Below are 12988 nucleotides of genomic sequence, written 5' to 3'. Positions count from 1 at the left end.
TGGCCTTGCGCTTCGGGACGGAGGGCTGCGACGACTTCTGCCCCTTCGACGGCGGCAGGCTCGAATTGTCCGGCGTCTTGGGCGGCAGGCCGAGCTTCGCTTCCAACGCCGCGACCCGTGCCGTCAAACGCGCGTTCTCGGCCATCAAGGCGGCATTCTGGGCCACCAACGCCTCGATCCGCTCCATCAGCGCGGCGATCAGGGCATCTTTGTCGGACAGGGCGGCGAGTGGCTTCACCCACCCTTTGATTCACAGACGAGCCCCGCCGTCGAGCGGAAATGCGGCCTCCGTCCCGCAGCCCACGTCCAACCACCACGCCCAAGGACCTGAGCAATTACCCATGTCCAATCAAGGACGTAAGCTCCATCTTAATATTTGATACGACTGATCCGAAGTGCTGCTGGCCGAGCATACGAAAAGCTTCGATAACGGCAGGATTACCAATATTTGCCGCCGGGTTTAAAGAATATAGGGCATTACTAGGCCGGAAAACGCCTGCAGAGCGCCTAACCTCAAAAAGATCTAAGTTGCTATTCGCAATAGCAGCCTAGAAATTCAACGAAATTTTTGGCTTGTATTTTGAAGAATTAAACGAATAGTAACGACCGCTGGAGTAAGGAAAAATGTCAAGGACAGTTAAGCCGCCTGCATATATTCCAGACCCAAATGCATATCCATATCCACGATTTGCATTATCAGTCATCTTCGTCACTCTCCTCGTCGGCTAATTCGTCGAACATATCTATGTATTCTTTTTCAGACTTGTCTTTCTTGAAGCCCGGTGGATACCCGCTCGGATAGCTCTCGATAGCCTGAATAAATAAATAAATAATCCTGTTAGTGGCGGACTTTTTTAAAATAAGATCTTGAAATTTACTTTTTCCAGCAAGACTATTAGTGTAAATATAGATCTCTTGAGCATATGTATATATATCATGCAAAGGAGAAGCTGTGCATGTTAAACTATCATAACCGCTAATCTCCGCTCGCCAAAAGCTCATCCCAGGTAAATTTTTAAGTAAGCGAGACGATTTTGGAAATTTTTCCGACAGTGGATCGAAGGTCCAGTAGAGATTTGGGCAATTGGCTATGATGAATTCACCGAGCGCGATACCCATATCGAACACGACATTGCAGCCGGCAAAATCTTCGATCCAGGCATGCTTGTAGAAAAAATAAGCATTGCCCGGTGCGTTGAGATCTTCGGGATGATAGAGCAATAAGCCGGCGTAGTCGTTGCCCCACCGGTTGATTTTACGAACGCCGCGTTCAGTCGAATTGATGGTCACGCGGAAATTCTGCTGCAGCCATGCCTGAAAAAATGCCAAGCGTTGATGGCGTATACGCATGAAGTAATCGAAGTTTTCGACGGCCTGCTCTCGTGATAGAAGGCGCTCCTCTTTTTTATGGGGCGGATCGTAGACCGGGTAGTCGCGAAGCGCGCGCAACAACCGCCTCCGTCGCAACCACATACCAGGCGGCAGTAATGCTGAGAACTCACTGGACCTCGGCCGTGGCGGCAAGCTTCCGTCATCCTGCGCCTCAAAGAAGCTGGTTTTGGGAGCCGCCGTGGCCTCATCTTTCGCGGCACGCTTGAAAGAAAGCAGGAGCCAATTCCATATGAGGTGCTTGTCTGGTCGAGAGTCGAGTTCTAATCCCCCACATATCGTAAGCCCATACTTTATCCTATAATCGCAAATCAAATAGGACTCTTCTAAAACATACTCTTTCATATCTCCGTTTTTAAATCCCGTAATAAGCGGTCTTTGGAAGCTCAATCTACTTTCCCCGCCTGGAAGATCTCTTGCCCTTCTGATGGAAACATAGACCGGGTCGAAGTCCCAGTGAAGATGAGGATATTTGATGGTGATAAATTCGCCGAGCGCGATTCCCATATCGAAAACGACATTGCATCCGATGAAATCGGCAGTCCAGTGTTGCTGGTAGCAAAAGTAAGCTGCCCTGGCCGCAGAAGGATCGTCAGAATGATAAAGAAGAAAGCCAGCGTAAAAATTGGCCCATCTATTGAGCCTACGGACACCACGCTCCGAGGGTTCGATCTTTACACGAAAATGCTGTTGCAGCCAGCTTTGAAAGAAAGCTAGCCGCTGCTGGCGAACACTCATGAAGTATTCGAAATTTTCCGCAGCCTGCTCCAGCGAGAGTAGGCGCTCCTCCCTCCTGTGAGGGGGGTCGTAGACGGGATAATCGCAAAGCGCACGCAGCAATCGCTTCCTGCGCAGTCGCATGTACAGCGACAGTGGGGGGGCAGCAGTTGCGTGCTCGCTTGATTTCTTCTTGGGCACATTCATGAATCTCTGCTACACTTATCAAGATTAAAGGGGCTCGTTTTTCGATTCTCCTAGGACAACGACATCGTCGGGCAGTCTCGAAAAATAAAGGCTTTGTTTGATATGAAAAACAAAACTATTGGATCTGTCTCGAAAACCGTCTGAACCAATCAGACTCTTTTGGCAGGCACCTGCAATTGCTCCATACCCGGTCCTAAAGGTATCATCCTTCCAAAGTCTTGGCATCCCATCGATTATCGGCTTGAGATAAGTGGGGGAGCGAAAGCTCACCGGTTCTATCTCGTGGCCCCGATAGATTTCCCAGTACAATTCCGGGCGCCTCCAAATCAGGTACTCACCGATGAAAATTCCAAGGTCGATCATTACATTGTAACCGGCCCGGCTGTCCGTCCAGGCTGGCGTATAGGTCGCGAATATCCGGAGATCGCAGGCTGTGCTTTCGATTGCCCCACCGCCGAAATCACGGACCCACCGCTCGATGGCGAGTACACCCTCCGGCGTCAGACTGGCAGCGACACCGAACTTTCGTCGCAGCCAATCGAAGAAGAACGCCAAGCGCTCCTGCCGCACACGCAGAAAGTAATCGAAGTTCTCCCGAACCTGCGTTTCGGTCAGGTCGGCTTCCTGTGTTTTATAAGGAACGTCATAGAGCGGGTATCCGACGAGCGCGCGCCGGACCCGCCAATGGCGGAACCAGAACTTGGGATGAACGACCCCCTGCTTTTTCATCGTTGAAGCCGACAACCGCCAAGGTGGCTCGGCCTCGGATCGAGATCGTCGAAGCGACCCAAAACGCCGCGAGCCAAGAGCCGCGCCTCCTTAGCGCGAGACACCAGCCGCCGCCGGATCGGCGCTGCGGCCATATCTAGATATTGTCTTAAGGCGAATAAAGCCAAGTTACTCCTCCCCGCGCACCATGGAACACCATTGCCCGGTCGATCCTGCATCAATTCGCCGATCTATAGAAAGTCATTTCCTAGCTATAGCTCCAGTGTTATGCGGCGCAAAGATAAAGTTACAATTCAGACGCGCAAAAAATAATTGCGCACAATCTGGACGAATTTTCGAGGAAAGTATGCGGTGGGTGGCGGTCATTGTCTTCGCGTCTATCGTTTCGCTCGAGCGTATTGAGCGGCAATGACAACGGTGGATGAAGCATCCGTCACGGATTTGGGCCTAGCCAGTCTTGTCACGATCTTGCGCTTCCATGGAATCGCCGTCGATGCTGATCAGCTGACCCATCGGGCCGGCGGGCGGACCTTCGGGATTGCCGAGATCGTTCGCGGCGCACGCCAGCACAACCTCAAAGTCCAGGCCCGCACGTCCCGTATCGGCCGTCTTCCGCGCCAGGCACTGCCGGCCATCGTCCGGCTGACCGATGGGCGTTTCGTATTGCTGGCCAAGGTCGTGGAGGAGACCGTCCTGCTTCACGACCCCGCGACCGGCCGCCCGAGCCTCGTTGCGATGGCCGCGTTTGCCGAGATGTGGGACGGAACGCTGATCCTGATGGCGCGGCGCGCGGGGCTGTCCGATCTCGGGCGCCGGTTCGATATCGGCTGGTTCCTCCAGGCGATGCACAAGTACCGACGTCTGCTCGGCGAAGTCCTGGTCGCGTCGCTGTTCATCCAGATCTTCGCGCTGGTCACGCCGCTGTTCTTCCAAGTGGTGATCGACAAGGTGCTGGTCCATCGCGGGATCACCACCCTCGATCTCCTGGTGATCGGCCTCGTCGTCGTCGGCATTGTCGAGAGCCTGCTGACGAGCCTGCGCACCTACCTCTTCGCCCACACCACCAACCGCATCGACGTGGAGCTCGGCGCGCGCCTGTTCCGGCACCTGCTGGCGCTGCCGATCGGCTACTTCGAGGCGCGCCGCACCGGCGACTCCGTCGCGCGCGTCCGCGAACTGGAGAACATCCGTAACTTCCTGACGAGCTCGGCACTCACCCTGGTGGTCGACCTCGCCTTCACCGTCATCTTCCTCGCGGTGATGCTTGCCTACTCGCCGTTCCTGACCGGCATCGTCCTGGTCTCGATCCCGCTCTACGTCGCCATCTCGGCCCTGCTCTCGCCGCTGTTCCGGCGTCGCCTCGACGAGAAGTTCGACCGGGGCGCCGAGAACCAAGCCTTCCTCGTCGAGAGTCTCACGGGCGTCGAGACGTTGAAGGCCATGGCCGTAGAACCGCAGATGCAGCAGCGGTGGGAAGAGCAGCTCGCCGGCTACGTGCGCGCCAGCTTCCGCGTCCTTTCGCTCGGCAACACAGGCAGTCAGGCGATCCAGCTCATCAGCAAGATGGTGACGGCCGCGATTCTGTACTTCGGCGCCAAGGCCGTGATCTCCGGCACCATGACGGTGGGCGAACTCGTAGCCTTTAATATGCTGGCCGGCCGCGTCGCCCAGCCGGTCCTGCGGCTCGCACAGGTCTACCAGGACTTCCATCAGGCCCGCGTCTCGATCGCGCGTCTCGGCGACATCCTGAACGCGGCCCCCGAACCGGCCTATGCGCCCGGCAGCGCCACCCTTCCGGCGATCCGCGGCTGGATCGCGTTCGATCGCGTGACCTTCCGCTACCGGCCCGACGGTCCACCGGTTCTGCACGACATCCACCTCGCCATCGAGCCCGGTCAGGTGGTGGGTATCGTCGGGCCGTCAGGATCGGGTAAGTCCACCCTGGCCAAGCTCGTCCAACGCCTCTACGTGCCCGAGAGCGGACGCGTGCTGGTCGACGGAACCGACATAGGCGTCGTGGATGCGGCCTGGCTGCGACGACAGGTCGGCGTCGTGCTGCAGGAGAACGTGCTCTTCAACCGCTCCATCCGCGACAACATCGCCCTCGCCGACCCGAGCCGCCCGATGGACCGGGTCATCGCCGCCGCCGAACTCGCGGGCGCCCACGACTTCATCAGCGCCCTGCCGCAGGGCTACGACACGCTGGTCGGCGAGCGGGGCTCGACCCTCTCCGGCGGCCAGCGGCAGCGCATCGCCATCGCCCGTGCCCTGATCGGCGACCCGCGCATCCTGATCTTCGACGAGGCGACGAGCGCGCTCGACTACGAGAGCGAGCGAATCGTCCAGGACAACATGCGCCGGATCGCCCAGGGGCGGACGGTTCTCATCATCGCCCACCGGCTCTCCACGGTCCGCCGCGCGGACCGCATCCTCACCCTGGACCAGGGGCGCCTCGTCGAGGATGGCAGCCACGACGACCTCGTGACGAGCGGTGGACGCTACGCGAAGCTTCACAGCCTCCAGGGCGGTCTCCATGAAGCCGTCTGACGCCTCGGCCAAGGTCGTCCCGATTACGGCGGCGCGGCTCCACCGTAGCGAGACCGAGTTCCTGCCGGCGGCGCTGGAGATCATCGAGACTCCGGCCTCGCCGCTCGGTAGAATTGTCGCCCTGAGCATCGCCGCCTTCCTGACCATCGCGATCGTCTGGGCGAGCCTCGGCGAGGTCGACATCGTCGCAACGGCGCAGGGCCGCGTGATTCCGACAGGCAAGTCCAAGGTGGTCCAGCCGTACGAGACCGGCGTGGTGCGCCGCATCGCCGTCGCAGACGGCTCGACCGTCAAGGCGGGCGACATCCTGGTGGAGCTCGACCCGACGACCGAAGCGTCCGACGAAGCCCGGTCCCTGTTCGGACTGATGGCGGACCGCCTCGATATCGTACGCTTGCAGGCGCTCCTCGCGGACGATCCGGACGGTTTCAGCCCCGACCCTAACTCGGAACCACGTATCGCCACGACCGCGCGGCGGCAGATGGAAGCGCAGGCCGCCGAGCACCGGGCAAAGCTCGACGGTATCGACCGGCGAACCGCGCAGAAGCGGGTCGAGGGCCGAGAGATCGGCACCGCGATCGAGAAGTTCGAGACGAGCCTGCCGCTGATCACCGAGCAGCGCGACATCCGCCGAACCCTGCTGGCGAACCAATACGGCTCCCGCCTGACCTACCTCCAGGTCCAGCAGCAACTGGTGGAGGGCCAGCACGAACTTACCGCGCAGCGGCATAAGCAGGACGAGAACGGAGAAGCGCTCGCGGTGCTCGAGAAGGAGAAGGCGGAAGCTGTCGCCGGCTACCGCAAGGGGCTGCTGGCGGATCTTGCGAAGGCGGAGTTGTCGGCCGTGGATCACGGCCAGGAAATTCGCAAGGCGGCCCTGCGTCGGGGCCTGCGCACTTTGCGCGCGCCGGTCGACGGTACCGTCCAGCAATCGGCGCTCCATACCTTGGGCGGCATCGTCACGCCGGCCCAGACGCTGATGGTGATCGTGCCAAAGGATGCCAGCATCGAGATCGAGGCGACGCTGCTCAACAAGGATGTCGGCTTCGTGCGCAAGGGGCAGCCGGTCGAGGTCAAGGTGGAAACCTTCACCTTCACCCGCTACGGCCTTCTGCACGGACACGTCTCGAACCTGAGCCACGACGTGGTCACATCCCAGGATGCCGGGGATGGCCGGGGCTCCCGGTCCGACACGATGGACGGCGGCGATGAGCGGGATCGACAGGCCCGCCAGCCGAGCTATGTCGCTCACGTCGCCTTGCCCGACGCATGGATCACGACGGAAGAAGGGCGGGTCCGCCTGGAGCCCGGCATGGCGGTGACGGCGGAGATCAAGACCGGCCGGCGTTCGGTCATCAGCTATCTTCTCTCGCCTCTCGTAAGGCTCAAGCAGGAGGGGCTTCGCGAACGGTAGCAATGTCGCCCTTCGACCACAGCAGGATCGTGTTTGGTTCCGGCATTTGGTGGAGCGGGTTTGACCTGAAGTGGCAAGGCTCGGCGGACCGTGCTTTGCCGATGGCTTCATAGGGCGTGAGGCCCCTTAGGGTTTTCGAGCGCCGTCCGCGACGTTGTAGGCGCTGACGACGTCCGCCAAGTGGGCGCGGAGCAGCTCATGGCTGTCGTAACGGGAGCGTTTGACCGTCGCGTTTTTGAACGTGCCCTTCATCCGCTCGATCTGACCGTTGGTCCAGAGGGGACGCGGCTTGGTCAGCCGATGGTCGATCCGGTCCGAAGCCAGCCGGTCCGGTCACTATCGCAGAAGACGGCTCACTTGGTCGGGTAGGAGTTGAGATCTTCAGCCTTGATCTAATGGACTGTTTTGAGGTCGAGGCGGATGCAAGCGTCATGAAAGCGTGGAGAGCGAGTTGGACGGGCGGATTGCATTTGGCTGGATCGATTGCGGCGTGGCGAGGCATAGAAATGTTCTGATAGGTACGGCCAAAAAACCACCCCGCCGGGGAGCGCAAAGTAAATTTAATTATTTAAGATGAGATTATATGTACTAATAACAGTGAATCAGATTGATCGTTGATAGACTTGTCTTTTTAGAGAGAGGATCTACCAAAATATGTTTGCTATCGAGCAAATTTTCCGATGTATTTTTTCGAGATATTTCCGAATATTGAGTTGCTACGTTTTAAATTAATCTTATAATACAAAAATCGTCACAAGTTTGGGCGCGAAAGCTCGTCTGCAACGTGGGTAAATATCACGCATGTATGTCACACAAAGTGGTCAGGCTCAAAGATTTGATATTACTGGCGTCTTTGCGAGGCATGTCCAATTCTTTCCTCGGCACTGTTAGCCGGTTGAGCTGTTGATCCGCAAAAAATAGAAAATTCAACGATCTTCGCTGTCGATGTGGCGTGGCGGTGTCGATGACGCCGTGGTCCTGAATGCCGTCACAGCAGCGATCACTCGTTGCGCCGTGCTGTTCTGCGCGACTTAAGCGTGCCCGCCGGTAGGCGCGAGGAAGCGCTTCTACGCCGATATCCGTTTGGAGTTTGAGGAAGGGCCCTCTGCTTTATCGGTAGAGCCGGGCCGGTAGGCGAACAGGAAGTGCATGATAGTGTGGCGAATCTCCAAGAACAATTGGCCTACCTGGTTTGACGATCAGAATTCGATGATGTGCAAGGTCAAGTTAAGACGATCGTTTTCACTGAGCCACCACCACCGACATCAAGCAGGTTGCCCGCGCACGACCTGAGACAGAGGAGCGCAGCGCGTGCGCGAACAGAATTAACATGGGATGTGGCGCTCCATGCGGGATTGTGCATGTCTCTGAGGGGCCGGTTCTAAAATGCATGTTCGCGCCGGCTTTTCATGTCCTGCTGCGTCTGGCGAGGCAGGGCCATCGGAAGGATGCAGGGAATGAGCAACGGCTACCCGCTCTTGATTCTGGCCTTGGGCACGCTCGGGGGAATCTTGTTTTTGGCGATAGGCGCGCGGAAACAGGTGGCGGACCTGAAGAATGATCCCGCCCGGTCCAATATCATCAAGGATCATGGCGGCCCGCCGCGCCCGAACCGTCCGGGGACGGAGCATTAGTCCAGTCAGCGTCCTCATGCTCTGAGGACCGCTTACGGCGCGACGCTGACGGCGACGGACATGTCCAGGAAGGCGTCGGACGGTCCGACGAAGCTGCCGGTCATCGGCATGGCTTGGCGGATGTCGCGGGCCACGGCGACCGGGATCAGGTTGGCGCCGCCGACGCTGCGATTGGTCGGATCGAAGGTGATCCATCCCGCGCCGGGGAGGTAGACCTCGGCCCAGGCATGGGTCGATCCGGCATCGGCGGAGCCCAGGAGCGTGCGCGTCGGATCATGAAGATAGCCCGAGACGACCCGGGCTCCGAAGCCCAGGCTGCGGACCGCTTCCACGAAGAGCGTCGCCAAGTCCCGGCAGGAGCCGGCGCTCAACGCCAGCGTCTGGCTTGGCGACTGGGTGCCCTCGTCTTCGCGGGCCTGATAGGCGATGGCGTTGCCGATGCCGGAATTGATGTCCTTGAGCAGGGACAGGGTATCGGTCGGGTAGCCCGCGACGAACCCCTGCGCCCAGGCCTGCAGACCATCCCCGCCAGGATACTGCCGGACCGTCAGCGCCCCCAGGTCGGTCCAGTCGTCGTCGGAATACCGGAAAGGAAACGCGATGGCGGAGGCTGCGATATCGAAGATCGGATACGCCACCGCGGACAGCGCGACGCGGCAGAAGCTGTCGATCGTCAGCGTATCGGACGGCAGTGCGAAGGTCACCGTCGCGACGGCGTTCCCGGCGACGTCATTGGCCCAATTGACCGTCGCGGCCGGAGTCACGGTGATGACGCTCGAGACGAGCTTCAGTTCGCGGGTCTCGCGCGGTCGCAGCATGAGCCGGTGTGCCCCGAGGCTGACAGGCTGCCGGTAGCGATAGGTCGTCTGGTGATGGATGCGTAGCTCGACCAACGGGTACTCCCAGGGGACCAGTCCCACCGGGGGTCACCGAACGGACTATTGAGGTCAGACAGTGACACAGGGCCGGGAGCGCCGCCCTGACAATTCGTCGAGACCGCGCGTGAACAGTGGACAGCGATGTCGGTGTCCGCGGAGGCGAAATATCCGCTTCGACGCCTGCGGCTCTCCATTCGGGCCGCCCCCCCTCGTCGAGGGCTTTCCGTGGACCAGGAGAGCAGCAAGGACATTCAGTATCTCGGATTGTCGGCGTCGCTCCGCGGTGACCTGATCGTCCAGGGAAGGCGTCTTTCCGGCAGAAAAAACGCCATCCGCGTCGGCAGGCGGTGAGGGCGAGACGCAGGGCAGCACCGACGACCGCGTTTAGGAACGCGGTCTCCTGACGGACGCGGCTACAAAGCCGGAACCACGATCTCGACGCGGACACCCCGCGCGTCGATGGTGCGGGTAAACCGACCCTGCAAACTCCGCTCGATGGTCTGCGTCAACAGGCGGGAGCCGAACCCCGTGCCATCCGACTTGGCCGGCTCGGCACGGGCGATCTCCTCGTTCCACGCGATGCTCAGCGCCTCGTCTTCGATCCGTCCGTCGAGGGTCAGCGTTCCGTTCCCCGACAGTGCGCCGTATTTGGCCGAGTTGGTCGCCAGCTCATGGAAGATCATCGCGTAATCGTTGATGTGCTCCGCCGGCACCCGAACGCCATCGGCGATCGAGACCGTGATGTTGGTGCCGGTGACGTAGGGGGACAGGATGCGCTGGGCGAGATCCTGAAGCTTCACGATGCCCTGATCCGTCTTGAGCGATCGCGTGGCGAGGGTGGTCGCTTCATGGAGCACGCCGAAACGCCGCGACAGGTCCTCGGCGAAAAGCGGGGTCGACTTGGCGTCCCGGGCAACGATGGCCGTCAGCGCGCGTGCGACCGTGAACATGTTCGAGATGCGGTGGGCCAATTCCGCGGTCACGAGCCGTTCGGCATCCTCCGCACGCTTGCGCTCGGTGATGTCGAGGAAAATCGCCTGGACCCATTCACCCACGCGACCCGCCTCGCCACCGACGCCCCGCGCCGAGATCCAGCGCGCATCGGGCTCGTCACCGATGCGAAACTCGAAATCGTAGGGATGGGGGTCTGTCGCACTCGCCTCCCAATCGAGAATCATCCGGTGGCGGTCCTCGGCGTGCACCTTGGCGAACAGCGTCTCGGCGCTGACGACGGTCTCGGACGTCCCCCAGAACTCACGGCAGAGGCCATCGAGCTGCGCAAGCTGACGCGACGGCGACCACGCCCATAGGCCGACCCCGCCACGGTGGATCGCGGCGGTGAAGCTGGCGAGCGTCCACTCGTCGCCGGTCAGTTCGGAACCCTCGGTCATATGCGTCCTGGATCGCGCGTGAAGCGGGTGGTCCGCTGCGAACATCGGTCAGCGGCCAACCGCAGCGTTAGCACCTTCGCTCCCCGAGCGGCACGATGTCTCCAGGATGGTGTCAGGGACTGTGGCGTCGGTCCAGTTGCAACGGTCATCGTCGACAAAGGCCGGACGTCGCAAAGGCGCCCGGATGGAGCCGGGCGCCGAGGCTTAAGACCGTGTCAGGTCACCACCGGTGATGCCATCCGCCATGCCAGCCCACAGGGCGGGCATGGCCACGCCATCCCCAGGCCCGGTGGAATCCGACAGGGCGGTATCCACCCCAGCGGTGCCACCGGGGACCATACCATCCGACCCGGCGATACCCATAAAACGCTGGGCGAACCACGACGGGGCGATAGACCACGTTCGGGCGGCAAGAGCCGTAATACCCGCGATGCCCACCGATTCCGCAGCCATCACGGGCCTCGGCGGAGCCTACGGTCACAGCAAGCGTGCTCAGGGCAAGAATAGCTGCGCCAGCAAATTTCATGCGCATTGGTGTTTCCTCTGTTGCGATGATGCAGAAACAGAGATCTCACGATAAGTGTTGCGTTAATTTAGGCTCGAATATGTTGCAAATTGTATCAGATCTACGCCAAGTGTTGGCGTGTAGGTTGATCTGAATCGATGGGCGATGCTCCTTAGGCCTTTCGGGACGCTTCGGTCGGTCTTCGCCGATGTTGAGCGGCCAGCGCTCTGCAGCACGCAAGCGCCACGCGACGGCGATGCGGTCGCCCTCCCATCACGCTCCGGTGCGTCGGCCCCGCTCCCCCCAGTCAGACTGGACGACCGGCGTCGTCCGCATCCCTCGAGAGATAGAGAACCATCAATTCGCCCGTGGCGCGGATGGCGTAATCCCGGGTCGCCTCGCCGGCATGGGGCGGAACGAGGTCCGTGACGGCCCTGCCATCCAGGATGGTCATGAGTTCGGTTCGGGCCATGCCGGATTCGATGGCTTCCCGGACGGCACGCTCGTCGTAGACTCGTGATTCCGGCGCGACTGGAGAGATCGGAATCAGGTGCGGCGCTCCGGATCGGTCGGGGTGCCCGGCTCGGGATCGGGTCCGATGCCGGGCTCGACCGGATCGTCGATGGGAGGCTCCTCGAACGGGGCCGAGGGTTCATCGGAGCCGAGCGGCCGCTCGCCGGGGTAAGGGCGAGGCGGCAGCTCGAGCGGGCTATCGCCGCCAGGGGCGGGCTCGGGCAGTCCTGGATTGGCCATTCGAAGGTCCTCCACGCGTGTTTCCGTCGATAGGTCTGGTGGGACCGGGCGGCGCCCGGAACTGCACGATGCCCGCCCTCAAGACCGTGCCGGATGGCTCCCCGAAGAGGTCGGGATTGCCGGAAAGTCCGCTATCCGCTCGCGACCTCTGGGGCTGCTCAGGCCGCTCCCATGGCCAAGGCGAGGCGTTCGCGGGCTCGGCTCACGCGGCTCTTCACGGTGCCGGGCTGGCATCCCAGTACGGCCGCCGCCTCTTCGTAGAGCAGGCCATCGACCATCACGAGAAGCAGGGTCTCGCGGTGCTCGGCCGTGAGGCTGTTGAGGGCGGCTTGCAGTTCGATGAGCCCGACCCGGTGCTCCTGCTCGGGCTCCAGGCTCAACGTGGCGGCAAAGGCGCCATCGATGTCCTCGACCTCGCGACGAAGGCGCTTGCGCTGATTGATGAAGGTGTTGCGCAGGATCGTGAACAGCCAGGCGATGAGGTTGGTACCCGGTACGAACCCTGACCGGTTCTCCCAGGCCCGCATCAAGGTCGTCTGCACTAGATCGTCGGCCTCTGCGGCATTCTGGGATCGGGCGAGGGCGTAGCGCCGAAGCCGCGGCACGGCGGCGACGAGATCGGCCTTGAACGTTTTGGAGACCTGCCCCTCGGCTTCTGCCGCAGACAACGCATCCTCAAGCCGAAGCAGAACGCTGCCCAACCGAGACTTGACCTCGATCACGACCGGAAACGGAAACATCGCATCGAGCCGCCGACCGATCAGATCCTGGATATGACGGGGTAGACCATCGCCCGCGCGCGGGTCGCGAAGCATTGTGACATC

At 60.7% G+C, this 12988-nt stretch carries 10 protein-coding genes and 2 pseudogenes; 3 read left to right on the top strand and 9 right to left on the bottom strand.

Annotated features, from left to right (window positions below):
• From G3T14_RS11650 to G3T14_RS11640, 3 genes and pseudogenes are all read right to left on the bottom strand, one after another.
• A pseudogene (locus G3T14_RS11650) lies at positions 1-238 on the bottom strand (hypothetical protein); the annotation flags it as partial.
• 458 nt (positions 239-696) lie between these two features.
• The gene (locus G3T14_RS11645; RefSeq protein ID WP_163642709.1) at positions 697-2313 is read right to left on the bottom strand and encodes a hypothetical protein; all 1617 of its coding nucleotides are present in this window, start codon (positions 2311-2313) and stop codon (positions 697-699) included.
• A 24-nt stretch (positions 2314-2337) separates the two neighbouring features.
• Positions 2338-3042 (bottom strand): hypothetical protein, encoded by a 705-nt coding sequence (locus G3T14_RS11640; protein WP_163642708.1) that lies wholly within the window; start codon positions 3040-3042, stop codon positions 2338-2340.
• A 408-nt stretch (positions 3043-3450) separates the two neighbouring features.
• Here G3T14_RS11640 and G3T14_RS11635 point away from each other — a divergent pair, with 408 nt between their 5' ends.
• Together G3T14_RS11635 and G3T14_RS11630 are read left to right on the top strand one after the other, a co-directional pair.
• A complete protein-coding gene (locus tag G3T14_RS11635) occupies positions 3451-5589 on the top strand; it encodes a type I secretion system permease/ATPase (RefSeq protein ID WP_163642707.1) in 2139 nt (712 codons plus the stop codon).
• Positions 5576-7003, top strand: coding sequence for an HlyD family type I secretion periplasmic adaptor subunit (locus G3T14_RS11630; protein WP_163642706.1), 1428 nt, complete (start codon positions 5576-5578; stop codon positions 7001-7003). The genes G3T14_RS11635 and G3T14_RS11630 overlap by 14 nt, the downstream gene beginning before the upstream one ends.
• Here G3T14_RS11630 and G3T14_RS25020 read toward each other — a convergent pair.
• A pseudogene (locus tag G3T14_RS25020) lies at positions 6975-7312 on the bottom strand (integrase core domain-containing protein); the annotation flags it as partial. The gene G3T14_RS11630 and the pseudogene G3T14_RS25020 overlap by 29 nt on opposite strands.
• 1148 nt (positions 7313-8460) lie before the next feature.
• Between G3T14_RS25020 and G3T14_RS24715 the strand changes: the two are divergent.
• Entirely contained in the window at positions 8461-8637 is a 177-nt protein-coding gene (locus tag G3T14_RS24715; RefSeq protein ID WP_204262804.1) for a hypothetical protein, read from the top strand.
• 32 nt (positions 8638-8669) lie between these two features.
• Here the strand turns inward: G3T14_RS24715 and G3T14_RS11620 are convergent, their stop codons facing one another.
• The 5 genes from G3T14_RS11620 to G3T14_RS11600 all read right to left on the bottom strand — a co-directional run bounded on the left by G3T14_RS11620 (position 8670) and on the right by G3T14_RS11600 (position 12904).
• Positions 8670-9530 carry a transglutaminase family protein gene (locus G3T14_RS11620; RefSeq protein ID WP_163642705.1) on the bottom strand — a complete coding sequence of 287 codons (861 nt, stop codon included), beginning with the start codon at positions 9528-9530 and terminating at the stop codon, positions 8670-8672.
• A gap of 398 nt (positions 9531-9928) precedes the next feature.
• Positions 9929-10906, bottom strand: a complete 978-nt coding sequence (locus G3T14_RS11615; RefSeq protein WP_163642704.1) for an HWE histidine kinase domain-containing protein — start codon at positions 10904-10906, stop codon at positions 9929-9931.
• 812 nt (positions 10907-11718) lie between these two features.
• Positions 11719-11883, bottom strand: a complete 165-nt coding sequence (locus G3T14_RS11610) for a hypothetical protein (RefSeq protein ID WP_163642703.1) — start codon at positions 11881-11883, stop codon at positions 11719-11721.
• A gap of 74 nt (positions 11884-11957) precedes the next feature.
• On the bottom strand, positions 11958-12164 hold the full coding sequence (locus G3T14_RS11605; RefSeq protein WP_163642702.1) for a hypothetical protein: 207 nt from the start codon (positions 12162-12164) through the stop codon (positions 11958-11960).
• Positions 12165-12322: 158 nt separating this feature from the next.
• Positions 12323-12904 carry a sigma-70 family RNA polymerase sigma factor gene (locus G3T14_RS11600; RefSeq protein WP_246733256.1) on the bottom strand — a complete coding sequence of 194 codons (582 nt, stop codon included), beginning with the start codon at positions 12902-12904 and terminating at the stop codon, positions 12323-12325.
• Positions 12905-12988: the final 84 nt, after the last annotated feature.

The organism is Methylobacterium sp. BTF04, from assembly GCF_010692745.1.
Classification (GTDB): Bacteria; Pseudomonadota; Alphaproteobacteria; order Rhizobiales; family Beijerinckiaceae; genus Methylobacterium.
Note: the sequence above shows the minus strand (reverse complement) of the source record. Positions and strands in the feature narration are given on the sequence as shown.

Excerpts from the sequence above, each read along its gene's own strand:
- G3T14_RS11630 (WP_163642706.1), top strand. The coding sequence starts at position 5,576 with ATGAAGCCGTCTGACGCCTCGGCCAAGGTCGTCCCGATTACGGCGGCG.
- G3T14_RS11600 (WP_246733256.1), bottom strand. The coding sequence starts at position 12,904 with ATGTTTCCGTTTCCGGTCGTGATCGAGGTCAAGTCTCGGTTGGGCAGC.
- G3T14_RS11645 (WP_163642709.1), bottom strand. The coding sequence starts at position 2,313 with ATGAATGTGCCCAAGAAGAAATCAAGCGAGCACGCAACTGCTGCCCCC.
- G3T14_RS11640 (WP_163642708.1), bottom strand. The coding sequence starts at position 3,042 with ATGAAAAAGCAGGGGGTCGTTCATCCCAAGTTCTGGTTCCGCCATTGG.
- G3T14_RS11635 (WP_163642707.1), top strand. The coding sequence starts at position 3,451 with ATGACAACGGTGGATGAAGCATCCGTCACGGATTTGGGCCTAGCCAGT.
- G3T14_RS11605 (WP_163642702.1), bottom strand. The coding sequence starts at position 12,164 with ATGGCCAATCCAGGACTGCCCGAGCCCGCCCCTGGCGGCGATAGCCCG.
- G3T14_RS11615 (WP_163642704.1), bottom strand. The coding sequence starts at position 10,906 with ATGACCGAGGGTTCCGAACTGACCGGCGACGAGTGGACGCTCGCCAGC.
- G3T14_RS24715 (WP_204262804.1), top strand. The coding sequence starts at position 8,461 with ATGAGCAACGGCTACCCGCTCTTGATTCTGGCCTTGGGCACGCTCGGG.
- G3T14_RS11610 (WP_163642703.1), bottom strand. The coding sequence starts at position 11,883 with ATGGCCCGAACCGAACTCATGACCATCCTGGATGGCAGGGCCGTCACG.